This window comes from Mesorhizobium sp. M0833, from assembly GCF_040319905.1.
GTDB lineage: Bacteria > Pseudomonadota > Alphaproteobacteria > Rhizobiales > Rhizobiaceae > Mesorhizobium.
Window position 1 is genome coordinate 1 of sequence record NZ_JAMYOQ010000049.1, and the last position, 26695, is coordinate 26695.

Genomic DNA, 26695 nt, shown 5'->3' on the forward strand with positions numbered 1-26695 from the left:
TCGAAACGGGCGACGACGGACTTGCCGCCGACTGATGACAAACCGCTCAGCGGCAGCGCAAGATCGTTCATGGTGGGTGTGGTCTCCGGGAAATGGTTCGGATCGGCTTAAGCAACCAAATCCTACGTCATTTCAACGATCAGATCCCGAGCAGCCAGCCAGTATTCGACCGTCGCTGGCGCCTCCGCCCACTGAGGCCTTGTGCTTCCTCCAGCGAGTCAAGCCGATCACCATGCGTGTCGCCAGTTCTGGTGCTCACCCACGTGCCATTTGCGATCTTGTGTCGGTGAGAGCACCGCAAGCACCTCCCCTGCTAGAGGGCAAGGCGGCTTGCGTCGCCCGTGTTGTTACTATTCTTCGCTGTGGTCGGAGTTTTTTCCTTGGCTTCGGAATCGGGACATTCGGCTTTGCAAAAAAACAGGCCATCGTGGTCGATCGTCACGCCCCCGAGTTCGGCGGCACGATGGGACGACAACGGCAGCGCAAGCTCCATTTGCGCGAGGGGCTCGTCCCTTCAAATACTTGATGCATTTGCGCTTTGCGTACCTCCGTGCATGTTGCTCGATGCCAGGCGGAGACCTCTGTCTAAACGATCGCGCATCGATGCAACGCCCACGCGTAGATCGCCATCATCGCGGCGACCGCTTTGCCGCGATCGCCGCAGCCGTTTTCGAGCACGACAATCATGCCGGCGCTGTCGGCAGCGATGCGCATGCAAAAATTCACACATGCATTCTGGCCAAATGCTAGCTGCCCAGCAAATGTCCGGCATTTCGCAAGGCCCCTAGGAAGAGACTGGCATGGCCGTTGGCATCGGTCTTGGCCTGCATCGACAGGGGCATGCTGTGCCAGTTCTCCAAGGGCGCAATGAAATGTGAGAACGTACCGTTGACGATGCAATGGTGGGTAACAAGGCCCTGTCTGTCCAACGCCAGCACGCCGATCTGGTCGCCCTGATATCGGATGGCTGCGACCCGCTGGACCCCCGCATCACCGTCGACCCGCACGTCGAAAAGCAGGATGCCGCGGCTCCTGGTGGCTACCTCGGCGGCCTTTTCAGCGAAGCTTAAGGAGAGCGAGCGGACGCTTTCGACCGCCAGCTGTAAAACCATCAAATCCAGTTCATCCACTGCCATAAGGTACCTGCACGCAACACATGGGTGATAGCAATCGACCACACCGCTTGTTCACAGATGTCGGCTCACGACCGATCATTCAGGTTGTTGCCGGACGTCCATTGACCGAGGGAGTGCTCCGGTTCGAACCGATCCTGAAGCGGAATGCGCTGGATCTACGGAACCCGAGGAGCAGGCCAGCCAAAGTTGCCGCGACAATTGATGTCGTGATCATTCCAGACATCTGCATCGGCGTCGCTGAACATCCCACTGGTAAGTCCGTTGTTTGCGGCAAGCCCATCCTTCGGCCGTCTAGTACCTGAAACCCTCGCGGTGGCGTCCCTCGAAGCTCGGGACCGCCGGGCGCTTGATCGTCGAGAACTTTGTTTACGAAGGTCCGGACCTCCTGCAGAGCTTATTCTGGTGCGCTCGCCTTTGAGCATTCCGCTGAAGCGTGACGTTTCGCTAGTCAGTGTTCCTTGCAGGCTCACCGAGGGCGCCTTGCACACAGCTGCACGTCAGCGCATGAAACTCGCCCCCGTTCACTTCACAAAATGGATTTCCTGAAGTACTGGGAGCGCAGAGAAATCTCCGGTCGCAGCCTACCCGGTTAAAACAAGGACCCAACGATGAAGACTCTCGTCGTCTGCTCCGGCGGATTGGACTCCGTTACCCTTGCTCACAAGGTGGCAGCGGAGCACGAACTCGCCGGCCTCCTATCTTTCGATTACGGCCAACGGCATAGGAAGGAATTGGGCTTCGCCGCCCTTTGCGCGGAGCGACTGAGCGTCCCGCACCGCAGCATCGACATCCACGAGATCGGCGGCGGCCTTTCCGGCTCCGCGCTGACCGATAATGTGGACGTGCCCGACGGGCACTACGCCGAAGACACGATGAAGGTCACGGTGGTGCCGAACCGGAACGCCATCATGTTGGCCATTGCCTTCGGCTTCGCCGCAGCGCACGACGCTGACGCGGTGGCGACGGCCGTGCATGGTGGGGATCATTTCATTTATCCCGACTGCCGTCCGGCCTTCATCGACGCTTTCCAGATGATGCAGGACCACGCGCTCGACGGCTACGCGAAGATTCGCATTTATGCACCCTATGTGAATCTCACGAAGGCGGACATTGTTAGGAATGGAGCAGCATACGGCACGCCATTTGCGCAGACCTGGTCCTGCTACAAGGGCGCCGAGCGTCACTGCGGGAGGTGCGGGACCTGCGTCGAGCGGCGCGAGGCGTTTCATCTCTCTGGGCAGCCGGACCCCACCGACTACGACGACTCCGACTTCTGGCTCGATGCGCTGCGAAGGAGGACCGCGTAATGTTCCGCATCACCAAGGAATTCCACTTCTCAGCCTCGCATCAGCTCACCTCGTTGCCACCCCATCACCAATGCGCGCGCCTGCACGGGCATAACTACATCGTTGAAGTGGAGCTTTCAGCGAATGGACTGAACGACAACGGCTTCGTGCGCGACTATCACGATTTGGCGCCATTCAAACGCTACATCGACGAGAGCTTCGACCATCGACATCTCAACGACGTGCTGGGACATGAGCAAGTCACGGCGGAATATCTGGCCAGACATTTTTATGAATGGTGCAAGGCACGCCTGCGCGAAACCTCGGCCGTGCGGGTGAGCGAAACACCGAAAACCTGGGCGGAATACCGGCCATGACCGATACGCATCCCGCAATCCGCGTGAGTGAGATTTTCGGGCCGACGATCCAGGGCGAGGGCGTGCTCATCGGTTTGCCGACGGTCTTCGTCAGAACCGGCGGGTGTGACTATCGCTGTTCCTGGTGCGACAGCCTGCATGCGGTGGACAATCAATTCCGCCATGAATGGGAGATGATGTCCATTGGCGCGGTGTGGCAAAACGTGCTTGCGCTTTCCGGTGGCCGCCCGCTGATGGTGTCGCTGTCAGGCGGCAATCCGGCCATCCAGCCGCTCGGCGCGCTCATCGAGCGAGGCCATGGTGAAGGTTACCGTTTTGCGCTGGAAACCCAAGGTTCGGTGGCCAGGGACTGGTTTGCCGACCTTGACGTGCTAGTCCTCAGCCCAAAGCCGCCGTCAAGCCAAATGACGACCGATTGGGCCGCTTTCGAGGCGTGCCTCCAGGCGGCACAAGGCAGGCCGCAAGTCGTGCTCAAGCTCATTGTTTTCGACGAAAGGGACTACGCCTACGCGAAAGACGCCGCTGCGAGATTTCCGCGACTTCCGATCTATCTGCAACCCGGCAATCACACGCCGCCACGCCCCGCAAATGAAGACGCGCCTGTCGACCTTGACGGAATATTGAAGCGCATGGAGTGGCTGGTTGATAGCGTGACCCGCGACAGGTGGTTCGAAGCCCGTGTGCTGCCGCAGCTGCACGTTATGCTCTGGGGTAACAAGAGAGCCGTCTAGCCTAGGCCCGCTTTTCACTGAAACTGCGCCGGCGGATATTCGGGTGGACGGGTTGTCCCAAGCTTTACGGCGCTGCCGGGATGCTTGCGGACTTCTGCCACCGGCACCAAGAGCGTGGCCAGCCGCTTACGACTCGGATTGTTGCCGAGGCTCGGTTTCGACGGCCGTCGGCCTGGCGCGAACCAATCAAAGGTTGGTGCGAGCCACGGGTGGATAGTATGGTGGTGCGATTCGGCGGCGCCTGCTGCAGCTGGCACGGTCCTTGCGGATTCTTGTTGCAAGGCCGAAGGGAGCTGTCGGCCGACAACCATGATCTGGCCAGGACGATTGTCGACTGCTTCCGATACAGAAAAGAGGCCGGACTCGACGTGGCGCTTCAGGGACTGCGAAATGGAATACGGCGCCGGAAGGCACGACCGGACGATATCGTCGCTATGCCAAGACGCGTCTGTCCGCTCCGAATCCTGTCTCAACACGACGGTCGCCGATCAACAGTGAAAAATGTAGCGCAATCGGTTCACGATCGACTGAGAACCATGACCGTTCCTCTGCGGTGCTCAGACTGCCGCTGAGTGCCTGGCCGTTCCACTTTCGAAATATTTGTCGAACTTTGCCGCGATGCTCCTGACAAAGGGCCGGCTTTCCGCAGGCACGACGAAGCGGTCACCATCAAGTTCAAGCAACCGCGCAGGATCTTGGAGGGCCGTGGAACTCGCTCGGACGAGAAGTCTTTGGCCGGCTTCGCCAAAGCGCTCCACCAGCTCAATCGCCGAGAAGGCGAAGTCACACATCAATCGCTCGATGATCCAGCCGCGAACACGGTCGTCGTCAGAAAGCGCGATACCCCGAACAGCGGCCAGCCCGTCATCAGCAACCATGCGTCCATACTCGGCGGTCGAAGGCATATTCTGTGCATAGCCCTGGCGAAACTGGCTGATGGACGATGGGCCGAGGCCGATCAATGTCTCGTAGCAGTCCTCGGTGTAGCCTTGGAAGTTCCGGCGCAAAGTCCCGGCGCGTGCCGCAAGCGCCAGCGCATCGCCCGGCTTGGCGAAATGATCGAGCCCGATTGCTTCGTATCGCTGGTCCATGATCGCCCGCGCTGCCAATTGCGATTGGGCAAACCGCTCCGCCGGACCCGGCAACCAGGCCTCGTCGATCATCGTCTGATGTTTCTTGAACCAGGGCACATGGGCGTAGCCAAAAAGCGCGATCCGATCCGGTTCCAGGGTCAGTGCCTGTGCAACCGTGGAGGCGACGCTCTCCCTGGTCTGATGCGGCAGACCGTAGAGCAGATCGAGATTGACGGATTCGACGCCGCGCGAACGAACGCCATCAACAACCGTCTTGGTCTGCAGAAAGCTCTGCTCGCGGTTGATCGCTTTCTGCACCTTCGGGTCGAAATCCTGGACGCCGAGGCTCGCCCTTGTCATGCCGATTTCGGCAAGTGCATCGAGGCGGGCATCGTCCATATCGTTGGGTTCGATCTCAACGCTGATCTTTGCACCGGGGAGAAAGGTGAAGCTGTTGCGCAGGACGGTTCCCAGCGCCACCAGATCCTCCGGTTTGAGCATCGTTGGCGAACCGCCGCCGAAATGGACGGCACGCACGCGACCCTTGCCTGCGACAAGACCGGCGACGGTGGCGATCTCGGCATGCAGTGAGCGAAGATATGTGGTCACTGATTCGTAGTGGCGTGTCTGCTTGGTGTGGCAAGCGCAGAACCAGCAAAGCTTGTCGCAATACGGGATGTGCAGATAGAGCGAGATCTCATCGCCATCGTTGAGCGCCTGCAGCCAGCCACGACAAATTGCAGCATCAATGCCTGTATGAAAATGCGGCGCTGTCGGATAACTGGTATAGCGCGGGACGTTCTCGCCAAGTCTGGCAGCTAGCTCCAGTCGCATGTCGTGGTCCACCGTGTTTGCTTCGCCGGAACTGTGGATGCTTGGATGAGCCTAAGCCCTGATTTCGATCAACGTTCAGCACGGACAAACTGCCGCAACGATTTTTCTACCGTCGATTGCTATCCTGCCCGCACTGGACCGGTAGAGCGATCGAATGACATTACGGCAGGACACTCACAGTTCCGGCATTCCCGTTCTTTGCCTGTCTTGCGAGGCACGGCACCGCGGTGTCTGTGGTGCGCTCGAACCAGACCATTTGGCTCAGCTCGCCAAGACGTCGTCGCGGCACAATATCGAGCCGGGGGTCGAACTGATCGGCGACGCCGAGGCGGTCGACTGTTATTCAAACGTGCTTTCAGGCGTGGTGAAGCTCACGAAGAGCCTTTCGGACGGCCGCCAGCAGATCGTCGGTCTCCAGTTCGCGCCGGATTTTCTGGGACGGCCCTTCAAGATGAAAAGCGCGATCAATGCGGAAGCGGCAACAGCTGTCTCGCTATGCTCGTTTCCGAGAGCGGCCATCGAACGGTTGATGAAGGAATCACCGGAATTTGTGCATCGCCTGTTCAAGCAGGCGCTGAACGAACTCGACGAGGCACGCGAATGGATGGTGACTCTGGGGCGCAAGACCGCACCGGAGAAGGTGGCGAGCTTTCTCCTCATGATCGCCCGGAACATCGATTCCAGTGTTGACCCGGCGGCTAGGTCGGCGTGCTTCGAGCTGCCGATGACGCGTGCCGACATCTCTGATTTCCTTGGAATTACAAACGAGACCGTGAGCCGTCAGCTGACCAGCCTGAGAATGGACGGCGTGATTCGGATCGAGAACAACCGCCGTGTCACCGTGGACAGCATGAGCCGGCTGGAACGGCGCTGCGGCGGCCGAGGCGCAACCGCCGTTTGAATGACACCGAAGCTGCATCGCCTACGTCACTTACTTCGTTCGGGGCAGGGCATGCTCGCGTTGGGCTTAGAAGAAGCCGCATAGCGACAGCCCGCTCTTCATCCGATCGCCTGAGCCAGGTGTGTTCGGCCAACTCGTCGGCGAAGCATCCATCCTCGAGGTGCTCGACGTGCAACCGGCTGTTCCAGGCAGGATTGCACTCGGCCGAAGTCAATACGCCTCATACGCAGGGGAAAATCGCCGTTCCCCCGAACCATGAATGTCACGAAGGCAGCGCAACGCTGGCGCTGGCTGTCCCAAGGCATTGAAACGATCGACGTTCGGCAAGGCATCGGCCTACTTTCCAGCGTCACAGAAGGCGCGCTTCCCACACGCCCGCGATCGCCTCCATACCCGGCCAGACCGGGGACGCCGGGCCTGTCCGTAAGCGTGGCGGCCGGTGCTGCGCTTCCACATTCGATCGCCACAGTCTGATCGCACCGAACTCGATGCTGCTCGAAGCAAAACCGTGCGGCTCTGACATGGATCAGGGCGAGCAGGCCACGGCTGCGCAATAACGCACTGCGGTTTGGCGCCCGCCGGAATTGGAAATCGGGACTTGCGATGAAATTTGGCACAGAGATCGTCCTTTTGAGCCTGTTTGCGTTTGCGGCCCTGGTGGCTGCCGGCTTCGGCGTAGATGAACCTTTTCGCCGGCATATGTGGGTTTTGTTCTTCGCCGTGGCTGGCTTCACTGCGATTCTGTTGCGCAACACGGAGTTCAAGCCGGCAGTTCCGATCGACCCCGCCGCTTACATGGATGGGCCGATCCGATACGGTGCCATCGCCACCGTATTCTGGGGCGTCGTCGGCATGCTGGTCGGCGTGGTCATCGCCCTGCAGCTCGCCTACCCGGATCTCAACATCCAGCCCTGGTTCAATTTCGGCCGTTTGCGGCCATTGCATACGTCGGGCGTCGTCTTCGCCTTCGGCGGCAATGCGCTGCTCTGCACGTCCCTGTATGTCGTCCAGCGCACCTGCCGCGCGCGGCTGTTCGGCGGCGATCTCGCCTGGTTCGTGTTCTGGGGCTATCAGCTGTTCATCGTCATGGCGGCAACCGGCTACCTGCTCGGTATCACCGAGAGCCGCGAATACGCCGAGCCCGAATGGTATGTGGACCTGTGGCTGACCATTGTCTGGGTCGCCTATCTCATCCTGTTCCTCGGCACGATCCTAAAGCGCAAGGAACCGCACATCTATGTCGCCAACTGGTTCTACCTTGCCTTCATCGTGACCATCGCAATGCTGCATGTGATCAACAACCTGTCGATGCCGGTCTCCTTCCTGGGCTCCAAGAGCTATTCAGCCTTCTCCGGCGTACAGGACGCCCTGACGCAATGGTGGTACGGCCACAATGCCGTCGGCTTCTTCCTCACCGCCGGCTTCCTCGGCATGATGTATTATTTCGTGCCCAAGCAGGCGAACCGACCGGTCTATTCCTACCGGCTGTCGATCATCCACTTCTGGGCTTTGATCTTTCTCTACATCTGGGCCGGTCCGCACCACCTCCACTACACCGCCCTGCCGGACTGGGCCCAGACGCTCGGCATGGTGTTCTCGATCATGCTGTGGATGCCGTCATGGGGCGGCATGATAAACGGCCTGATGACGCTCTCGGGCGCCTGGGACAAGCTGCGCACCGACCCGATCATCCGTATGATGGTGATGGCCATCGCCTTCTACGGGATGTCGACCTTCGAAGGCCCAATGATGTCAATCAAGGCCGTCAACTCGCTCTCGCACTACACCGACTGGACCATCGGTCACGTCCATTCGGGCGCGCTCGGATGGGTTGGCATGATCTCGTTCGGCGCGATTTATTTCATGGTCCCGAAGTTATGGAATCGGGACCGGCTTTATTCGCTGCGGCTCGTCAACTGGCACTTCTGGCTGGCGACGCTTGGGATCGTCGTTTACGCTGCGGTGATGTGGGTGTCCGGCGTCATGCAGGGCCTGATGTGGCGCGAATACAACGAGCAGGGCTTCCTGGTCTACTCCTTCGCCGAAACCGTCGCCGCCATGCATCCCTACTACATCATGCGTGCCATCGGCGGCGCGATGTATCTGTCGGGCGCCCTCATCATGGCCTGGAACATCGCCATGACCATCCTCGGCTACCGGCGCGAGGAGGATCCGATGCCGCGCTCCATCCCCGCCCTCCAGCCTGTGCGATCAGGAGCCAGAAAATGGGCTTGATGGATAGACACGCGGTCATCGAGAAGAACGCCACACTTCTTCTCCTCGGGTCCCTGCTGGTCGTAACAATCGGCGGTATCGTCGAGATCGCGCCGCTCTTCTATCTCGACAACACCATCGAGAAGGTGGAAGGCACGCGGCCCTATTCGCCGCTCGAGCTCGCCGGGCGCAACATCTATGTGCGCGAGGGCTGTTACCTCTGCCACAGCCAGATGATAAGGCCGTTCCGCGACGAGGTCGAGCGCTATGGGCATTACAGCCTGGCGGCCGAGTCGATGTACGACCACCCGTTCCAGTGGGGCTCGAAGCGCACCGGGCCGGATCTCGCCCGGGTCGGCGACCGCTACTCCAACGCATGGCATGTCCAGCATCTCACCGAACCACGCTCCGTGGTGCCGGAATCGATCATGCCGGGCTATGCCTTCCTGAAGGACACACGGATCGAGGTGAAGGATTTCTCGACGCATCTGATCGCCAACAGCCGTGTCGGTGTGCCCTATTCAGACGACATGATCGCTCATGCCAATGCCGATCTCATGACGCAGGCCGATGCGAATGCCGACACATCGGGCCTGGAGAGACGCTATCCGAAAGCCAAGCTTGGGGACTTCGACGGCGATCCGCAGCAGGTCACCGAAATGGATGCGCTGGTCGCCTATCTCCAGATGCTCGGCACGCTGGTCGATTTCAGGACCTATGACGAAGCCGCCGGTTACCGCTGAGGAGAATGGCGATGACCTACAATTTCATGCGGGAGTTTGCCGACAGCTGGGGCCTGCTTGCCATGGCGCTTTTCTTCCTCGGATGCGTTGCCTTTGCACTTCGTCCCGGCAGCCGCAGGCAAGCCGAGAGAGCCGCTCACATTCCTCTCAAGGACGACTGATCATGGGCAGCGAGCATATCGACGAGGTTTCGGGTATCTCGACGACCGGCCATGAGTGGGACGGCATCAAAGAACTCAACAACCCGCTTCCCCGCTGGTGGGTCATCACCTTCTACATCACCATTGCCTGGGCGATCGGCTACACCGTCGTCTATCCGGCATGGCCGATGCTGACTTCCGCGACCAGGGGTGTGCTGGGGTATTCGAGCCGCAGAGACGTCAAGAATGAACTGGCCGCGGCCGAAGTGGCCAAGGGTAAATTTGTCGCTGCCATTCAGGCGAAGACCGTCTCCGAGATTACTGCCGACGATACGCTACGCGAATTCGCCGTCGCCGCAGGTGGCGCCGCGTTCAAGGTCAATTGCGTGCAGTGCCATGGCTCGGGCGCTCAAGGGTCCAAGGGTTTTCCCAACCTAAACGACGACGATTGGCTGTGGGGTGGCAACGCCGAACAGATCCAGCAGACGATTGCGCACGGCATCCGCTTCGCATCAGACCCGGATACGCGCCTGTCGGAAATGCCTGCTTTTGGCGACATCATCACGACGGATCAGATCAAGCAGGTCGGCGCCTATGTCGCAAGCCTCTCCGATCCTGTTCAGGACACAAGCCTGATCGAACTCGGCGCCAATGTTTTCGCCGAGAATTGTGCGGCCTGTCATGGTGAGAATGCAAAGGGCAACAGGGAGCTCGGCGCACCCGACCTGACCGACGCGATCTGGCTATACGGGTCTGGCGAAACAGCCATCGCCGCGCAGGTCCGCGCGCCGAAGCACGGCGTCATGCCGGCCTGGATCGGGCGTCTCGGCGAGATCAAGGCCAAGGAACTCGCGGTCTATGTCCATTCGCTTGGTGGCGGAGAATAGGTACGCAGCCTATTCTCGTCCTCCCCCCCACCGCCAAGCGACGAGGCCCGGCGCGAGCCGGGCCTCGGCATCATCCAGAAACCGATGGGTCGCTGGTGACTGGAGCTTCTCGTGCTCGATAACACGCAAATAGAACGGCTCGAAGCCGATGCGGTCAACTCCGCCAAGACCCGTCAGCCGCTCTATGCCGCACGCAAGAAGATCTTCCCGAACCGGGCCTCTGGCAGTTTCCGCCGCTTCAAGTGGTCGGTGATGGCAATCACGCTGGGGATCTACTACCTGACGCCCTGGCTGCGGTGGGATCGCGGGCCATTTGCCCCTGACCAGGCCGTGCTGGTCGATCTTGCCAACCGCCGCTTCTACTTCTTCTTCATCGAGATATGGCCGCAGGAATTCTACTACGTCGCCGGCCTGCTGGTTATGGCCGGTATCGGCCTTTTCCTGATCACATCCACCGTCGGCCGGGCCTGGTGCGGCTATACGTGCCCGCAGACCGTGTGGGTCGATCTGTTTCTGGTCGTCGAGCGAGCCATCGAGGGCGACCGCAACGCGCGCATCAAGCTCGATGCCGGTCCCTGGACTGCGCGCAAACTCGTGCTGCGAACATCGAAACACGCCATTTGGCTGGTCATAGGGGTGCTGACCGGCGGCGCCTGGATCTTCTATTTCGCCGATGCGCCGACGCTGCCTGGGGAACTCTTCACCGGCACCGCGCCCCCCGTCGACTACATCACCGTGTCCGTGCTGACGGCGACGACCTATACGTTCGGCGGGCTGATGCGCGAGCAGGTCTGCACCTACATGTGCCCATGGCCGCGCATCCAGGCGGCCATGCTCGACGAGAATTCCCTCACCGTCACCTATAATGAATGGCGCGGCGAACCGCGCTCGCGTCACGCCAAGAGGGTCCTTGCCGCCGGGCAGCCCGTCGGTGACTGCGTCGACTGCAATGCCTGTGTCGCGGTGTGCCCGATGGGGATCGACATTCGTGATGGCCAGCAGCTTGAATGCATCACCTGCGCGCTCTGCATCGATACCTGTGACGGTATCATGGACAAGCTCGGCAGGGAGCGCGGACTGATTTCCTATGCGACGCTGGCCGACTACAACGCCAACATGATGCTGGCGACCCCGGGCGGCTCCGGTTCAGTCAACCCGTCACTGGTCAGGAGCGCTGACGGCCTGTTCTCCGACAAGGTGGCCCGTTTTCATATCCGCAAGATCTTTCGCCCGCGCACCTTCATCTACATGGGCGCCTGGTCAGCGGTCGGTCTCGCGCTGCTCTATTCGCTGCTAACCCGCGAACGGCTCGAATTGAATGTCCTGCACGATCGCAACCCGCAGTTCGTGACGCTGTCCGACGGTTCGATCCGCAACGGCTACACCGTCAAGCTGCTCAACATGATCCCCGAACCAAGAACGATCATTGTCACGATGCAGGGCCTGCATGGAGCCGAAATGAGCGTTGTCGGCATCGACCTGCCGGCGGATCGCTCCTTCGCCATCCCGGTCGAACCCGACCGGCTGAAGCTGCTCAAGGTTTTCGTGCGTCAGCCGGCAGATCAGGTTCGGGGTGCAGCGCAAAGCTTCAAGTTCCGGGTCGAAAACAAGGCAACGTTCGAGTCGGACGAATACACGGCCACTTTCAACGCACCGGAGAGCGCCAGATGAGCGACACCTCGCGACAATCCCGCGAATTCACCGGCAGGCATATGCTGTTCACCATCCTTGGCTTCTTCGGCGTGGTCATAGCGGTCAATCTGACGATGGCGACGCTCGCCAACACGAGCTGGACCGGCCTTGTCGTCGAAAACACCTATGTGGCGAGCCAGCAGTTCAACAAGAAGGCCGAGGAGGGGCGAGCTCAGGCAGCCCTCGGCTGGACTGGCAAACTGACCATCGCAGGCGGTGAGGTCCGCTACAGCCTCACCGATGCTGTCGGCAAGCCGGTTGCCTTGCATGGCGTCAAGGTGCTGTTTCGTCATCCCGCCTACGAGGCCGAGGACAAATCCGTCACTCTTGCCGCTGCCTCCGGTCAGATATTCGCCGCGCACCACATGCCCACGGATGGCGTCTGGATCGTCGAAATCGACGCCGATGCGAGCCTTGCGGAACCCTATCGCGACGTTCGCCGGATCATGATTTCCCACGGGGCGCTGCAATGAGCTGCTGCGCGCCAGGCGCCGAAATGGCATTGGACCTGGAAAAGGTCACACTGGTCCTGCCTTCTGGCCAGGAAATCAGACTGGCGAGCCGCTCGATTGGCGAAAATCTTCGCCAGACCGACCTCTCGGTGCCGGCTGTGCATTGTGCCGCCTGCATCCAGACGATCGAGACGGCGATCGGCAAGCTGGATCGCGTCGAAGGCGCTCGTGTCAATCTTTCAACGAAACGTGTTTCGGTCCGGTGGCGCGGCGACGAGGTTCCGCCATTCGTCGCCACACTTGGACGGCTGGGCTATGGCGCGCACCTGTTCGATCCCGAGGCTGACGGGAAGGACAGGACGCTCTCGGAACTGATCCGCGCCGTCGCGGTCGCCGGCTTTGCGGCGGGCAACATCATGCTGCTATCAGTCTCCGTCTGGTCCGGCGCGCAAGGCGCGACCCGCGACCTGTTCCATTGGGTCTCGGCCTTGATTGCCATTCCTGCGCTCGCTTCCGCCGGCGGCATCTATTTTCGCTCGGCCTGGAATGCGCTGCGCCACAGCCGCATGAACATGGACGTGCCGATCGCGGTCGGGGTATCGCTCGCTTACGCCATGAGCCTCTACGAGACGATCAACCATGGCGACCATGCTTATTTCGACGCGTCGGTGTCGCTGCTGTTCTTTCTGCTGATCGGCCGCACGCTGGATCACGTGATGCGGGAACGGGCACGGACGGCCGTAAACGGACTGGCTCGGCTGGCGGCGCGCGGCGCCATGGTGCTGCGCGAGGATGGTTCGCGCGACTACTTGCCGGTTGGCGAGATCGAACCAGGAATGGAGCTCTTGATTGCGGCTGGCGAGAGGGTGCCCATCGACGGCAGGATCATTGGCGGGGCATCGGATCTCGACTGTTCCCTGGTTTCCGGGGAAAGCACGCCCAGAACGGTGGGCCCGGGGGCGCAGGTCCAGGCCGGTACACTCAATCTCACCGGTCCGCTGACCATCGAGGCGACGGCCGCCGCGAAGGATTCATTCCTGGCCGAAATCGTTCGGCTGATGGAAGCGGCAGAGGGCGGCCGCGCCCGCCATCGCAGGATCGCCGATCGCGTCTCCGCGCTCTATGCCCCCGTGGTCCACCTCACCGCCTTTGTGACGTTCCTCGGCTGGATGGCGGCGACCGGCGACTGGCACCGGGCAATAACTATCGTGATCGCCGTTTTGATCATTACATGCCCGTGTGCGCTCGGTCTCGCCGTGCCGATCGTGCAGGTGGTCGCTGCGCGGCGGCTGTTTGAAAGCGGCGTCATGGTCAGGGACGGCTCCGCCATGGAGCGCCTGGCGGAGATCGACACGGCATTGTTCGACAAAACCGGCACGCTTACGCTCGGACTGCCCAGGCTGATCAATGCGCCGTCCATCGATCCGACGATGCTCGCCATGGCGGCCGAGATGGCAGCGCATTCCCGCCATCCCTTTTCGAAGGCAATTGCTGGCAATGCAGCCTTTGCCGGCCAGCCGAAACTCGCGTCCGTCAGCGAGCATCCGGGCTTCGGCATCGAAGCCATCGCCGAGGGCAGTACCTGGCGGCTGGGTCGCCGCGGATGGCGTGAGTGGAAAGCTCGGATCGGCGGCGATAACAAACAAGGCTATGGCGGAACCGTTCTGACGAAGGACGGGGTCATTGTCGCGACTTTCGATTTCGAGGATGAGCTGCGTGCCGATGCCAAGGCGGCCATCGAGCAACTGAACGGCGCCGGCGTGTCGGTGGAGATGCTGTCGGGCGACACAGAAGCTGCCTGCGGCGAAGTCGCGGAAGCACTGGGCGTCGAGCGCTTCGTTCCCGCGTTGCTTCCCTCCGGGAAGGTCCAACACATCGAAGCATTGACGCGAACTGGCCACAAGGTGCTGATGGTCGGCGATGGGCTCAACGACACGCCTGCATTGGGCGCCGCACACGTTTCGATCGCTCCGGCCACGGCGGCGGATATCGGTCGCAACGCCGCGGATTTCGTGTTCCTACGTAGAAGTCTTCTGGCGGTCCCACTTGCTTTAGACATTTCGCGGAAGGCCGGACGGCTGATCCGGCAGAACATCGCCATCGCGATCGTTTACAATAGCATCGCCGTGCCGGTCGCCATTCTGGGGCACGTTACGCCACTGATCGCGGCGGTCGCGATGTCCGCCTCGTCCCTCCTGGTCATCGGCAATGCGCTACGTCTGCAAGGTTTCGTGTCAAATGCATCGGTGCAAGATGCCCGACATGACAGGCGCTCGGACATTGGCGCACTGGCACAATCCTCATGACGACGCTCGCCTACCTCATACCTGTGGCCCTGTTCCTCGGAGCGCTTGGGCTGGCGGGGTTCCTGTGGGCCTTGAGGAGCGGCCAATATGAAGATCTCGATGGCGCCGCCGAGCGGATCCTGATCGACCGCGACGAGCCACGCAGTTGACCCAGCCTGCCCTGCGAGGACTCGCTCGAATATTTTCCGCGGTTGCTTCGCGTCATGCCGATTTCGGCGCGCGACGGGTGCGAACGGATCAGCCAGAATACGTTGCCGAACTTTCGGCCAGGAAAGGGCCGCACCGAATTCCATGATGACCCGACCAGACCATGGTGTGGCGGTCGACCAGTCGACCGTGAACCCGCCGTTGCCGCGTTTATCGAGCCTGGTTGATCCACATCAGGGTTATCTCTTCATAGGCATGGTTTCATTGACCATTTTTCAACGGAGAACGGATGTCTAACGAACGGTTAGGTCGCGTGGAGACGCTTGGGGAGATGACCCGCAAACCGTGGATCGATTGCGATGCGTTCCAGTGCCCTTCGTCGCAGGTAGCCGACGCTATGGCGGCACGCTGATGGCCGGCTCTGTCGATAGATTCGACGTCATTGTCGTCGGAGCCGGGCCGGTCGGACTTTCCTTCGCCGCATCGCTTGCCCAGAGCCGACTCAAGGTGGCAGTGGTTGAACGGCAGTCGCTCGAAAGCCTGGCGAATCCGGCTTTCGACGGTCGCGAGATCGCGCTGACCCACGCATCGGTTGGAATCCTTCGCGAGCTCGGCGCCTGGGATGCCATCCCCGCTTCGGACAAATCACCGCTACAAGGCGCGCGCGTGCTCAACGGATCGAGCCCTTTCGCCCTGAGCTTCGATTCTCCCAGCGGATCTGGGGAACCACTCGGAATTCTGGTCCCAAATTGTCGGATCCGCGACGCCCTGTTCAAGATTGTCCGCTTCCAGGATCATGCCCGGCTGCTGTGCGGCCACTCGGTCGTCAATGCAACAACCAGCCACAAAGAAGCAGTCATAACGCTCTCTGATGGCAGGCAATTGGCCGCTCGGCTGCTCGTTGCAGCGGATTCGCGTTTGTCCGCGACGCGCGACCTGCTCGGCATTGGCGCCGACATCAATCGGCTTGGCAACTCCATGCTGATTTGCCGGGTGAGGCACGAGCGCGCCCATCACCAGATCGCGGTCGAATGGTTCGATCACCATCAGACGATAGCGATGTTGCCGCTCATGGAAGGCGTATCGTCGCTGCTTCTCACTTTGCGCTCAAGCGAGGCCGACAGACTGCTTGCTCTCGACGACGATTTGTTCCTCATGGAATTGACGAGCCGGTGTCGAGGACGCCTCGGAGAGATGACCTTGGCAAGCACCCGCCATGCCTATCCGCTGGTCACGACCTGGGCGCACAAGTTCTGGGCTCCGAGTGCGGCACTGATCGGCGATGCTGCCCTCGGCATGCACCCGGTGACCGCGCATGGCTTCAACATCGGCCTCAGTGGCCAGAAGCAACTCGCCGATAGAATCCTGGCGGCATGTCGCGAGCGCCGCGACATTGCTGATCCCGACATGCTCGGCAGATACGAAAGCCGGCTGCGTCTGTCGGCGGCACCGCTCTATCATGCTACGAATGTACTTGTCGCTCTCTACTCAGGCGAGCACCCGGCGGCACGGCTTGCAAGACATGCAGGGCTTCGCTTTGCCCAATATCTTCCCTTTATCCGCCATGGCATTTCGGCCATGCTCAGGCGGTGAATCGCAGGCAGCGCTGCCGCTCTGGAACGCTATCTCGGCCCGGCTTCCTTTTGTCTCGCCGGGCGCGTTTGATGCCGTTTGTAAGGCTGCTTCCATGGTGACGTTGCCGATCTTGGGATGGTTCGGATCAAGGGATAGCACGGTCAAGATCTCGATGGTCAGCCGGCAATCCTAACAGCAGACGTGCGACCCGGAGCCATGGTAAGCGCACTGGTTACCCCCGCTGGATAGTTAACCCGTCCTTCAGTGGGCTTGCGTAAGCTTGTCGTCGCGAACAACGATGGGAGCAAGCCGGTCCGTCCATGGCCCCGAAGAATGAAGACACGCTGGAGGCCAAAATCCGTCAGGATCAGCTTGCTGACCTGAGGACCGGCCTCTTCGTGTCGATGCCGATAAGCGCTATCCTGTCAGGCCTGATTTGGGCGGTGCACGCCCTTTCTGGCAGCGGCTTTGCCGCTGTAATCTGGTTCCTGGTCGTCAATGCGATAAATGCCGCCCGCCTTGCACTCGCGCGTTATCAGCTAGAGGAAACAGGGCGCCATGACAATTTCGTGCGGGTTTTGCGGCGGCTTCGCTGGTTTGGCATCCTTGCTCTTCTGGCAGGGTTTGCCTGGTCCTTCCTGGCCGTCCTGACTGTTGGATACACGACACCTCAAGCACCGCTGCATCTGGTCATTCTGGCGGGCATTTCAGCTGGTGCGGTTACATACGGCAGTTCGTATGCCGCGGCGGCGATCAACTTCATCACACCTCCGCTCCTCATCACGGTGGGATGCCTTTTGGCGAAAGGCAATTTTGAAGACTACATTCTGGCTTTTACCGTTCTGCTTTTCATGGGCGGCTTGGTTCGAGCTTCGTGTGTTGGGCAAGCACGGTTCCGCGAAGCGAGCCGCCTGAGGCATGAGGCCGAGCGGCTTGCGGCGGAGATGAAGGCCAGTTCCGGGCAGGACCACCTGACGGCCCTTCTCAACAGGCGTGGCCTCGAAGACGCAATCGGACGGTTCGAGACCGCGGATGGCCCCTTCGTGGCAATGCTGGTTGATCTGGACGGGTTCAAATCCGTCAACGATACCTACGGTCACAGGACCGGTGATGAACTGCTTGTCAGGATCGCCCGCCGCATAGAGGAGGAAGCACCGGAAGGCTCAACGCTCGCTCGTATCGGCGGCGATGAATTCGTGCTGTTTTTTCCCTCAACGAGGGTTTCGCTTTCTGCCAGTGATCTCGCCTCCAATATCATAGCCAAAATTGCCCGACCCTATATCGAGGTCGCGTCCGTCCGGGTCGGGGCATCGATAGGAATATATTTGGCGCAGACGCCGGGCCTGACGGAAATGTTGTTGCGGGCGGATATCGCCCTTTATACGGCCAAGCGTCGTGGCAGGAACGAATTTTGCCTGTTCGATGCCGAACTCGACAGGGAACTGCAACGCCGCCAGTCCGTCGAACGGGACCTTCATTCGGCGATAAAGACGAGAAGCTTGCAACCTTGGTTCCAGCCGATCGTGAAACTCGACACCGAGGCCGTGGTCGGTTTTGAAGCCTTGCTGAGGTGGTCCCATCCGACTCATGGCGCCATCTCTCCACCCGAAATCATCACAGCTGCACGCGAAACCGGAATGCTTCAGCTGCTGACGCAAACCGTATTCGCCGACTGTTGTGCTTTTATCGACGGCTTGGTGAAAGCTGACTGTCGTGATCTCCGTGTGGCGATGAATGTTTCGCCGCGCGAACTGGAAGCCGGCGATATCGACGACATGGTTTTGGATGGTCTGGCGGCAAAAGGCCTCCCTGCAACGATGTTCGAAATCGAGATTACCGAAGAATCCCCGGTGGACCCGGACAGAGTGGATGAAAAGCTCGGACGGCTTTCACATGCCGGCATTTCCATCGCGCTCGATGACTTCGGCACCGGCTTTTCTACGTTGGCATCGCTCAAAGACAGTCGGATACGCAAGGTGAAAATAGACCAGGGCTTCATTCGCGGCTTGGCCAAGTCCCGAGAGGACCGACTGCTTGTCAAATCGGTCATCGATCTCGGTAACATGCTCGGGATCGAGGTCATGGCCGAGGGCGTCGAAACAGAGGCGGATCGGCAAACCCTGCACAAGCTTGGCTGCCGAACCGCTCAAGGCTTCTTGTTCTCCAAGGCTGTGCCTCTCAGCCAAGCACTAGAAATGGCAGTCAAACAGCACGCGAACCAGTTGTGACCGCTCCCGCCGCGCCGTCTCTCGGGGCCGTGCGCTCATGAATGGTGGGTATCTGAACTTCCTTGTTTGAAGAGCATGACAATCCGTGCTGTGCGTCAGCCGGCGAACAGTTCCTTGTAGCCGGTCGTCACCATCCAGTTCGCACGGTCGATATGGCTGCGAAGAGCCTTGCGCGCGCGGACCGGTTCAATGGACGGGTCGATGCCGAGAATGCGATCGGCCATCTCCTCTTCGCTGGCGTTGTCGGCGCAGGCATCCAGGATCCGCAGGTAGATCGTGAAATGCTCCCTGTGTAGCTCGTGAGGTTCTCCGACCAGGGGACTTCATCGCTCAACGTTGAGCTTCGAGTCTCATCTGTTTCCATTGGTCGATTCATGCCTGCGAACCTCGCCTGTTGAGCGCACGCAGCATATCCCAAAATGGGATAATCCGAAACCGGGATTAGTCGCTGATCCGGTCTTTACCCGACCGGTTCGCCTCCATGCCCAAATCCCTTCGATCGCCCCGCCACCAGCGGTTTCTGGCCCGGCTGGTTTCGCTGCGCAAGGCCAAAGGCCTGACCCAGGCACAACTGGCTGACAAGCTGGGTCGCCCCCAATCCTTCGTGGCCAAGTACGAGGGCGCAGAGCGGCGTCTCGACGTCATCGAGTTTCTCGACTTAACTGCGGCGCTTGACGCTGATCCGTGCGAGATTCTATCCAGCCTGCGGTCCTAGGCGGGCGCCTGCGCGCCTAACCGCTCGCGCCGGTGCCGTGAACCGAGCGCGTTTTCTTCGGCGAGCTGCCATTCCGCTGCGGCTAACTCTTTACCAGGCCACGCTGATACAGGATGATAATCCTCGGTGGGGCGATTGCACGCGAAGCCTTGTCTGCCTCGACGTCTTCCGGCCCAAGCTCGATGTAGGCGCCGAGATAGGTATCCATCGAATGCTAGCCGTCGGGCTGACAAGATCGTCGAGCGCGCCGTCGTCGGCTCGCCGTTGAGCGGCCTGGTGTCGAAGGCGATGCCATGCGCATGGATGTCGTGCGCCTAGATTTCGCCAGCGCATCCTTGGAAACCTTGCCGAAGAAGGCGGCTCGTCCGCCGAAGCTGGCGACCGCGAGCCTCGCCGTCTGCCGGATCGCTTCCTTGGCGCGCGACGCGTCCCACAGATAACCCCGAAATAGGTGACCGCTGCACGTGTCGGCGAGCTGAAGGGGAGTGGAGTTCTACCGGGCTGGAACATGCGCCTCCTGGGCCGAAAAATCATCGCTGCCAGCATAGGCGGTTGGCAATATTAGATTATTGCATTCTTGCAATAAATAACTTAGCGTGCGAATGCTTCTTCACCGACTCCGTCGCGATGTCGGGCGTCAAAGATAATCACGAGGATCAGCATGACCATCAGATTGCTTCACCAGACCGACCTGTTTCGTCCCTATATCGATCCGGACGATCACTGGGACCTTGCTTGCGTATATGCTCTTGCCGCATCGGGCCAAATCGAACTCGGCGGCGTACTGGTCGACTTCCCGCCCGATGATCCTCCAGGCCGCAGTCCGGACGTCACCGGTATTGCGCAGCTAAGCTACCTGACGGGGTTGCCGACCCACATGGCGGTCGGCTCCTCCGTTCCCTACACCCATGACCGGGCGTCGCTTGCTGCCCTTCCCAGGCGCGATCGCGCCGGCGCGGAGTTCCTCCTCGAGTATCTCCGCGACAGTGAAGGGCCGGCCTACATCAGCATCGTCGGCTCCTGCCGCGATCTCGCCGTTGCAGCCAAGCTTGATCCGGATCTTTTCAGCAACAAATGTGCCGGGATTTACCTCAACGCGGGCACGGGCCATCCCGATGTCGCGAAGCAGGGAGGTACAGAGTACAATGTAATGCTCAATGCGGCCGCTTACGCCGCCACCTTCGATATCCCGTGCCCGATCTACTGGATGCCGTGCTTCGAGGCGCTGAGGTCGGATTATTACCTCGATACAAAGGTCGAGCGGTTCGGCACCTTTTACCGGTTCAAGCAGGGCGACGTTCTGCCCAAGCTGTCGTCCGTCCTGCAAAGCTACTTCACCTACTCCCTCGAGGCGCGAACGGATGCGCGTTACCTACAGCCGCTGCTGGCACCGCGGAGCGATGTATCGAGCTACTTGACCTTCCGTGCCTATCGCGACATGTGGTGCACCGCTGGCTTTTTCCACATGGTGTCCCAAGCGGTGAATAAGTCGGGCAAGATTATTGCGGCATCCAACGCAGAGGATGCGATTTTTGGCTTCCGCCCCGTCGACATCAAGTGCGATCCGAATGGGGTGACGACATGGACGGACGCCGGGGCTGAGTCAAATCGCTTCCTGTTTGAGGTGAGGGATCCCGACAGCTATCCCAGCGCCATGACTGCTGCGATGACCACGCTACTGGGGAATATTCAGTAGTCGCAATTCCGAACCAGCAGTCCCCATTGCAACTAGGCGCAGAAGCGGCGGCCCTCGCCGTGGCCGCGAAGCGAACGATCGGCGCTATACACATGTTATCCCTGGCTGCGTTGCGGCGCAGACAGGAAGCTGGAGCAGCGAACTTCCCAAGTTGCCCACCGGCCTTCCGGCCCACGTCTCGAGAGACGAGGTGCCGTCGTGACGACGCCTCCTTCGTTCAAGCTGAGGTACCTGGGTGGCCTCCAGCCCTCCAGCGCCAATGGAGCACCGCTGAGTCAAACTCCAGCTCAATCACAAGCAGGCGTACCAGGAGGAAATTGCCGGATCTGTCGCTAGATTTTCGAAATGTTTGCTACGTCTTGGCAGTCGTGGAACAACGCAGCTTCTGCAGGCGGCCTCGAAGCCCGATGTCCCGCAACACGATCTCTCGGCGCTGACGCAGTTGGAACGGGAGTTTGGGCATTTGTTTCTGCAACTTACTACCTTGGCGTGAGACTGACGCCGGCCGGGTAAAGGTTAGTTAAGCCGCACGGCGCTTTGCACTTCACGAAGGCCCCCAAGGTGACATGCGGCTAGGAAGGCCGGTTTCATTCATGAAGGATTTCGCATTGAGATCCCACGCGACTAGACTAGATCCGCGCACTGACACAAACCGCGTCCTTGGGTCTTGCGCGGCAGTCGAACACTCGACCCCACCCAGCCCAGAGCTACACTCTGCAACTGAAGGGCGGTCGGCCAGCCCGACCAACCTCCACGCGGAAGAGGTTGCCGGATTCGGGAAATCGAAGAAGTTCATCAGACGATTGCCTGGTTCGCCGAGAAGTTATGAACAGCGTTCTCAGATCTTCGCCGCCAAGCGCCACACAGGTCGGCGCCATACTCGGTATGTCCACGCGATCTGTGAGGTGACCGTGCCGATCAATGCGGACGACACAGCCGCCTCGCAGCCTGGCGCTCCAATAACCCCCTTCAATGTCCACGGTGGCGCCATCAGGAGATCCCGGGGCGACGTTCGGGCCAGCCAGCGGGCCAATCTCGGCAAGACCCGCAAATTGCGGAGCCAGAGCGAAACGCCGGATGGTGCCCTCCATTGTGTCGGTGAAGTACATGATCCGGCCGTCAGGCGAAAAAGCCAGTCCGTTGGCCGCCGCTACGCCACCAAAGAGCGTGACAATCTCGCCATCGGGCGCGATGCGATAGACGCCTCCAACTGGCTCACGGCCGCGTTCATTGTATGTGCCCAAGACGATTCCGCCGTAGGGATCGATCGCGGCGTCGTTGACGCGGGTTTGCGCGAGATGCGGTTCGATTTCGGCCACTTGTGAGAAGTCGGTAAAGGTTGGGTCGGTGATAACGATAGACTTAGGAAAGCCGAGCACGAAGCCGCCGCGCGCGCGTGGAAAAACGAACGCAGCACGATTGGGAAGGTGCCGTACTGCTGCAGCCCTCCGTTTGTCGTCCCAGCGGAACACGCTCTTTGCTTCGATATCAGTCCACCATAGGCTCTGGTCCGATGCGCTCCAGTTGCATCCTTCGCCGAGCTGGTTATGGCAATTGAACGCCGTGAGGGCGTGATAAATCCGCATTCACTTTGCACTCTGCAGATTCCGCTTCCGCAGTTCGGCTGGATCGACAGCAAAGGATTCGAGCTTTTCTTGATCGAACACCACCCCGTGTCCGGGTGCCTCAAAGGGGAAGGCCACTCCGTTCTCGAGATGAAGTTCCGTCTGAAGGACACCCATCTCGGAGAAGCTCCCGCCGTGTACGCATTCGAGGACGTCCGCGTTGTCGATCGCACACATAACTGCGACGGAGAGTTCGGACATGTAATGAGGCGCCATGTTGCGGTGGAAGGAAGCTGACAGATTGGCAATCTTCAGCCACTCGCTAATACCCCCAACTCGGCACACGTCCGCTTGGACGATGTCTACGGCATTAGAATTTAAATAGTCGGCAAATTGATGCCGCGTGTATAGGCTCTCACCGATCGCAATGGGCAGCGACACGAAACGGCGCAGGTCGGCGTGCCCACGAACATCCTCCGCATGAAGAGGCTCTTCGATCCAGCCAAGGTCGAACGCGGCTAGTTTCTGCAGTTGGGTCATGCAGCCAGCGACATTCCAGCGCTGGTTGGCGTCGACGAACAGTCGTCGCTTGGGGCCGATCAGTTTCTTCACGGCTGCGATACGATCGAGATCTTCTTCGGCGTTTTCCCGACCGATCTTGATCTTCACTGCCTTGTGGCCCTGCGCCAGGAACCCTTCGACTTGGTTGAGTAGAGCGTCACTGTCGAGGAAGAGGTCGATGCCACTGCCATAGGTGGGGATACTGTCACGCCGCGCGCCGAGCAGACGGAAGAGTGGAACGTCGTACCATTTGGCCGCGATGTCCCATAGCGCGATGTCGATCGCGCCCAATGCGAGGGTGTTGATGCCACCCGTCCCACTGCGGTGTAATTGGGCATAGAGGAACGACCAAAGTCGTTCGATTTGGCGTGGATCTTGTCCGACTAGCATCGTTCGGCAATAATCATCGATTACGGCGAGGATGGCGCTTCCGCCGATCCCCGTCGTATAGGCAAAACCCTCGCCAACGACACCAGCGTCTGTGGTCACGCGGGTGATAATGAATTCGAGGTTCGCGACGCGGTGTGTGGCGTCCTCCCAGGAGACCGTTGGCGGGATGTGATAGAGACGCGAGGCGACATCGATGATTTTCAAGGCACGCTCCTCCCCGCCATCGCGAGAACTTCGGGGTTTGACAGATTGCTAGGCTTGCCGGCCAAGAGCCGCTGCAGGTTTTGCACAATGCTGCGGGTGTGACGTACACGCATCTCTTCGGTCCACGCGGCGATATGGGGCGTCGGAATGACGCGCGGATGGGTAACAAGCGGATCCCTCGCCGAAGGTGGCTCCGTGTCAAAGACGTCTAGCGCGGCCCCAGCGATCTGCTCGCGATCCAAGGCCTGTAGTAGCGCGCCGGTGTCGATAAGGCCTGCCCGACCTGTGTTGATGAGATACGCGCCGCGCCCCATCCGATCGAGCTGGTCTGCGCCGATCATGCCGCGCGTTTGTGTGCTGAGCCGCGCGTGCAACGTTACAATTGCCGCGCGTGCCAGAAGTTCGTCGAGTGACACCGGTTCAACCCTGAGGTTTTTCAACTCGGCGCCATCGACATAAGGATCATGGGCGATAACGCTCATACCAAAGCCGGAAAACTTCTCGGCGACGACACGACCGATGGCCCCGAAGCCGACGATACCCAGCGTGCGACCATGCAGCTCGATGCCCGTAAACGCGAGTTGGGGAGAACTCGCGCCACGCCCCCACACCGTGCCACGATAAAAGTCCTCTCCGGCGTCGAAGTCGGAGGAGCGGGACCTGATCCAGGCAGCGGCAGGGATAAGCTTCCGAGTAAGCCCCAGCGCGAGGGCGACAGTGAACTCTGCAACCCCGTGATCCGTTCGCCCGACAGTGTGCAGGATGGCGATCCCCCGCGCCGTGGCCGCCGCCATATCGATGTTCGCTTGCGGGGCCGAGCGCACTGACAGGATGGCGCGAAGCCGAGGTGCGGCAGCCAGCAGTTCCTCGTCGAAACGTTCGTATCCCGCTATTACAACTTCTGCATTAGCTATTGCGTTCATTAGCTGCTTGCGATCACAGAACCACTCGCCGGCAGCCCAGCCGAGCAATTTAAGCTCGCTTATTTCTCGAAGCGAGGCGATGCCTTCCGGGCTAAGATCCGCTGTGGCCAGAACGCGAGGTCGTCCACTGATCAATCTGATGGCGTCGGTGCTGCTAGGCATCGAGGAGATAAACCGGATAATCGGAATCTTCGCCGTGCGCGGAAACGACCGGAACGATTGCAGATTCATTGATGCGCGCACAGAACTCCACGTCGTTCCGCCGACAGTTGCCGATGAAGCGGCGACCAGTCATCGAGCCCAATAACACCTTCACGGCACTATCTTGCGAGATTGTGAAGCCGTGAGCGAGGGACGCGGAATCGTCTAGTTCAACAGCGTCATCTTTCGCAAGGTCACAAAACTGTGAAACAATCATGCCGGCGCAATAGCTGTCTTCGATGGCGATACGTGAGTTCCGCAGCTGGCCTGAGCAGATGATCGTGATGTCTGCATTGCGCGATGATGCCTCCGCGAGCGCACGCCGGGCAACCGCATCCAGGTTTCGCAGCGAACCAAGTAGTATTAAGGCTGCGCCTTCGCGAACTGCTGCGAGAATGGCTGGCGTGCCGTTGGCCGTTGCCAGCATCGCGGAGCGACCCGACAAGTCGAGCCGGGACAGGAGGGACGGCGAGGGCTCATGATCGAATCCGATGGGCGTTGATCCATCATCCAGCTCCGCGCAAATAACGCCATTCTCGCCCACGGCGGCCCGCGCCTTGACGACGTCCAGGCGAAATCCTCCAACAAAAACATGATCGCTGCCGGCGTCGAAAAGTCCGACGAGAGCTGTCGTGGCGCGGATCACATCCACGACAATGCACACGTCTCCGGCAATAGCCAAGGGACCGGTGGGAAGGAAAGCAACCTTAATCTTCATACGCAAGCGGTCCGGTTCTTATCAATTTTGATAGCTGACTCTCATCGGGCAATGCCGGAACCACGAGCTTTTTCGTAACTGCGAGGGCACCCGCTGCAGTTCCGCGGCGAACGGCGTCAGCGAGGGTCAATCCACTGGCCAGCCCTGCAGCGAGCGCCCCGTTGAAAGCATCTCCGGCCCCGGTAGTGTCGACGACGTCGACTGGGTAGCTTGCGATCTTGGTCTGTCCGTCGGGGCCGGCTATCAAGGCACCATCCGTTCCCAGCGTCATGACAACATGCTCCACGCCGAGCCCGCGCAGTCTCGCCGCTAAATCGGCGTCGGCCTGCCGATCGTCCGCGTCGAGCCCCAGCAGAATGCGCGCTTCCGACTGGTTCGGCGTTAGGATGTCAACGTTGGCAAAGATTTCCTTCGGCAGGGCACGCCCAGGTGCGGGATTGAGGATCGTGGTCAGTCCCCGCGCCTTGCCAATGGTAAGCGCGCGGGCCGCCGTCTCGACTGGGATCTCGAGCTGTGTGAGCAGGATGCCCGGGCTCTTCCAGGTGACGGCGAAGGTGTCGACATCGGTCGCCGTAAGCCGCGCGTTGGCGCCGGGATCCGTGATGATGCGGTTCTCGCCTTCGGCGTCGAGAATGATGATCCCGGCCATCGTCGGTGTCTCAGCTATCTGCCTCACAGCCGAACAGTCAACGCCTTCGGCGCGCCAGAGCTGCAGTGCCTCGTCACCGAATTTGTCGGTGCCAACAGCCGCCAGCAGTTTGCATGTGGCGCTGAGTCGCGCAGCTCCAATAGCCTGATTAGAGCCCTTACCGCCATTTCCGAAGGCAAACCCCGACCCCAGCAGGGTTTCGCCCGGCGCTGGGACGTCGCCCACAATCCAAAAGGCAACTCCGTACGAGCCGACCACGTAAATCTCGCAAGTGGGCATCACCTGCTCCGGGCGCTTAATCGGCGAGGTTGAGCAATCGAGACGCTATTTCGCTCGATCCAGCACGAATAA

At 60.3% G+C, this 26695-nt stretch carries 25 protein-coding genes and 2 pseudogenes; 16 read left to right on the forward strand and 11 right to left on the reverse strand.

Annotated elements, in window-relative coordinates:
* Positions 1 to 313 precede the first annotated feature (313 nt).
* The 3 genes from NKH98_RS30835 to NKH98_RS30845 all read right to left on the reverse strand — a co-directional run bounded on the left by NKH98_RS30835 (position 314) and on the right by NKH98_RS30845 (position 1136).
* Entirely contained in the window at positions 314 to 493 is a 180-nt protein-coding gene (locus tag NKH98_RS30835) for a hypothetical protein (protein WP_352496237.1), read from the reverse strand.
* A gap of 92 nt (positions 494 to 585) precedes the next feature.
* Entirely contained in the window at positions 586 to 714 is a 129-nt protein-coding gene (locus NKH98_RS30840; RefSeq protein ID WP_352638435.1) for a hypothetical protein, read from the reverse strand.
* Between the two features lie 32 nt (positions 715 to 746).
* Complete coding sequence (locus tag NKH98_RS30845; protein WP_352638436.1) at positions 747 to 1136, reverse strand: hypothetical protein; 390 nt, start codon at positions 1134 to 1136, stop codon at positions 747 to 749.
* 608 nt (positions 1137 to 1744) lie between these two features.
* Between NKH98_RS30845 and queC the strand changes: the two genes are divergently transcribed.
* The 3 genes from queC to queE are packed head-to-tail and all read left to right on the forward strand — an operon-like array spanning position 1745 to position 3530.
* Complete coding sequence (gene queC / locus NKH98_RS30850) at positions 1745 to 2443, forward strand: 7-cyano-7-deazaguanine synthase QueC (protein ID WP_352904066.1); 699 nt, start codon at positions 1745 to 1747, stop codon at positions 2441 to 2443.
* Entirely contained in the window at positions 2443 to 2799 is a 357-nt protein-coding gene (gene queD, locus NKH98_RS30855) for a 6-carboxytetrahydropterin synthase QueD (protein ID WP_352904067.1), read from the forward strand. The genes queC and queD overlap by 1 nt, the downstream gene beginning before the upstream one ends.
* Entirely contained in the window at positions 2796 to 3530 is a 735-nt protein-coding gene (queE, locus tag NKH98_RS30860) for a 7-carboxy-7-deazaguanine synthase QueE (protein ID WP_352453860.1), read from the forward strand. The genes queD and queE overlap by 4 nt, the downstream gene beginning before the upstream one ends.
* A 557-nt stretch (positions 3531 to 4087) precedes the next feature.
* On the opposite strand, the gene hemN is transcribed toward queE, so the two are convergent.
* Positions 4088 to 5437 (reverse strand): oxygen-independent coproporphyrinogen III oxidase, encoded by a 1350-nt coding sequence (gene hemN / locus NKH98_RS30865; protein ID WP_352904068.1) that lies wholly within the window; start codon positions 5435 to 5437, stop codon positions 4088 to 4090.
* Positions 5438 to 5591: 154 nt separating this feature from the next.
* Between hemN and NKH98_RS30870 the strand changes: the two genes are divergently transcribed.
* The 11 genes from NKH98_RS30870 to NKH98_RS30920 all read left to right on the forward strand — a co-directional run bounded on the left by NKH98_RS30870 (position 5592) and on the right by NKH98_RS30920 (position 18722).
* On the forward strand, positions 5592 to 6338 hold the full coding sequence (locus tag NKH98_RS30870; RefSeq protein WP_352516160.1) for a Crp/Fnr family transcriptional regulator: 747 nt from the start codon (positions 5592 to 5594) through the stop codon (positions 6336 to 6338).
* Positions 6339 to 6941: 603 nt separating this feature from the next.
* Positions 6942 to 8573 carry a cytochrome-c oxidase, cbb3-type subunit I gene (gene ccoN, locus NKH98_RS30875; RefSeq protein WP_352847738.1) on the forward strand — a complete coding sequence of 544 codons (1632 nt, stop codon included), beginning with the start codon at positions 6942 to 6944 and terminating at the stop codon, positions 8571 to 8573.
* Positions 8564 to 9295, forward strand: coding sequence for a cytochrome-c oxidase, cbb3-type subunit II (gene ccoO / locus NKH98_RS30880; RefSeq protein WP_352904069.1), 732 nt, complete (start codon positions 8564 to 8566; stop codon positions 9293 to 9295). Before ccoN ends, ccoO begins: the two co-directional genes overlap by 10 nt.
* 11 nt (positions 9296 to 9306) lie before the next feature.
* Complete coding sequence (locus tag NKH98_RS30885; protein WP_023679629.1) at positions 9307 to 9456, forward strand: cbb3-type cytochrome c oxidase subunit 3; 150 nt, start codon at positions 9307 to 9309, stop codon at positions 9454 to 9456.
* Positions 9457 to 9458: 2 nt separating this feature from the next.
* Positions 9459 to 10322 (forward strand): cytochrome-c oxidase, cbb3-type subunit III, encoded by an 864-nt coding sequence (gene ccoP / locus NKH98_RS30890; RefSeq protein ID WP_352516163.1) that lies wholly within the window; start codon positions 9459 to 9461, stop codon positions 10320 to 10322.
* Positions 10323 to 10433: 111 nt separating this feature from the next.
* Complete coding sequence (ccoG, locus tag NKH98_RS30895) at positions 10434 to 11993, forward strand: cytochrome c oxidase accessory protein CcoG (RefSeq protein WP_352904070.1); 1560 nt, start codon at positions 10434 to 10436, stop codon at positions 11991 to 11993.
* Positions 11990 to 12487 carry a FixH family protein gene (locus tag NKH98_RS30900; RefSeq protein ID WP_352517892.1) on the forward strand — a complete coding sequence of 166 codons (498 nt, stop codon included), beginning with the start codon at positions 11990 to 11992 and terminating at the stop codon, positions 12485 to 12487. The genes ccoG and NKH98_RS30900 overlap by 4 nt, the downstream gene beginning before the upstream one ends.
* On the forward strand, positions 12484 to 14772 hold the full coding sequence (locus NKH98_RS30905; protein ID WP_352904071.1) for a cation-translocating P-type ATPase: 2289 nt from the start codon (positions 12484 to 12486) through the stop codon (positions 14770 to 14772). The genes NKH98_RS30900 and NKH98_RS30905 overlap by 4 nt, the downstream gene beginning before the upstream one ends.
* Positions 14769 to 14921, forward strand: coding sequence for a cbb3-type cytochrome oxidase assembly protein CcoS (gene ccoS / locus NKH98_RS30910; protein WP_023679633.1), 153 nt, complete (start codon positions 14769 to 14771; stop codon positions 14919 to 14921). The genes NKH98_RS30905 and ccoS overlap by 4 nt, the downstream gene beginning before the upstream one ends.
* Before the next feature lie 409 nt (positions 14922 to 15330).
* Positions 15331 to 16512 (forward strand): 5-demethoxyubiquinol-8 5-hydroxylase UbiM, encoded by a 1182-nt coding sequence (gene ubiM, locus NKH98_RS30915; RefSeq protein WP_352904080.1) that lies wholly within the window; start codon positions 15331 to 15333, stop codon positions 16510 to 16512.
* Between the two features lie 302 nt (positions 16513 to 16814).
* Complete coding sequence (locus tag NKH98_RS30920; RefSeq protein ID WP_352904072.1) at positions 16815 to 18722, forward strand: putative bifunctional diguanylate cyclase/phosphodiesterase; 1908 nt, start codon at positions 16815 to 16817, stop codon at positions 18720 to 18722.
* Between the two features lie 95 nt (positions 18723 to 18817).
* On the opposite strand, the pseudogene NKH98_RS30925 reads toward NKH98_RS30920, so the two are convergent.
* Positions 18818 to 19098 (reverse strand): annotated as a pseudogene (locus NKH98_RS30925) (DNA -binding domain-containing protein).
* Positions 19099 to 19203: 105 nt separating this feature from the next.
* Between NKH98_RS30925 and NKH98_RS30930 the strand changes: the two are divergent.
* A complete protein-coding gene (locus NKH98_RS30930) occupies positions 19204 to 19437 on the forward strand; it encodes a helix-turn-helix domain-containing protein (RefSeq protein WP_352904073.1) in 234 nt (77 codons plus the stop codon).
* A gap of 136 nt (positions 19438 to 19573) precedes the next feature.
* Here the strand turns inward: NKH98_RS30930 and NKH98_RS30935 are convergent.
* Positions 19574 to 19822 (reverse strand): annotated as a pseudogene (locus NKH98_RS30935) (adenosine kinase); the annotation flags it as partial.
* Positions 19823 to 20098: 276 nt separating this feature from the next.
* On the opposite strand from NKH98_RS30935, the gene NKH98_RS30940 reads away from it, so the two are divergent.
* Entirely contained in the window at positions 20099 to 21133 is a 1035-nt protein-coding gene (locus tag NKH98_RS30940; protein ID WP_352904074.1) for a hypothetical protein, read from the forward strand.
* A gap of 707 nt (positions 21134 to 21840) precedes the next feature.
* Here NKH98_RS30940 and NKH98_RS30945 read toward each other — a convergent pair.
* Genes NKH98_RS30945 through NKH98_RS30965 form a run of 5 tightly spaced genes read right to left on the reverse strand, consistent with a single transcriptional unit; the run spans position 21841 to position 26623 of the window.
* On the reverse strand, positions 21841 to 22719 hold the full coding sequence (locus tag NKH98_RS30945; protein ID WP_352904075.1) for an SMP-30/gluconolactonase/LRE family protein: 879 nt from the start codon (positions 22717 to 22719) through the stop codon (positions 21841 to 21843).
* The gene (locus NKH98_RS30950; RefSeq protein ID WP_352904076.1) at positions 22720 to 23853 is read right to left on the reverse strand and encodes a mandelate racemase/muconate lactonizing enzyme family protein; all 1134 of its coding nucleotides are present in this window, start codon (positions 23851 to 23853) and stop codon (positions 22720 to 22722) included.
* Positions 23850 to 25007 (reverse strand): NAD(P)-dependent oxidoreductase, encoded by a 1158-nt coding sequence (locus NKH98_RS30955; protein WP_352904077.1) that lies wholly within the window; start codon positions 25005 to 25007, stop codon positions 23850 to 23852. Before NKH98_RS30955 ends, NKH98_RS30950 begins: the two co-directional genes overlap by 4 nt.
* Entirely contained in the window at positions 24931 to 25695 is a 765-nt protein-coding gene (locus NKH98_RS30960) for a 2-phosphosulfolactate phosphatase (protein WP_352904078.1), read from the reverse strand. The genes NKH98_RS30955 and NKH98_RS30960 overlap by 77 nt, the downstream gene beginning before the upstream one ends.
* Positions 25685 to 26623, reverse strand: coding sequence for a ribokinase (locus NKH98_RS30965; protein ID WP_352904079.1), 939 nt, complete (start codon positions 26621 to 26623; stop codon positions 25685 to 25687). Before NKH98_RS30965 ends, NKH98_RS30960 begins: the two co-directional genes overlap by 11 nt.
* Between the last annotated feature and the right edge of the window lie 72 nt (positions 26624 to 26695).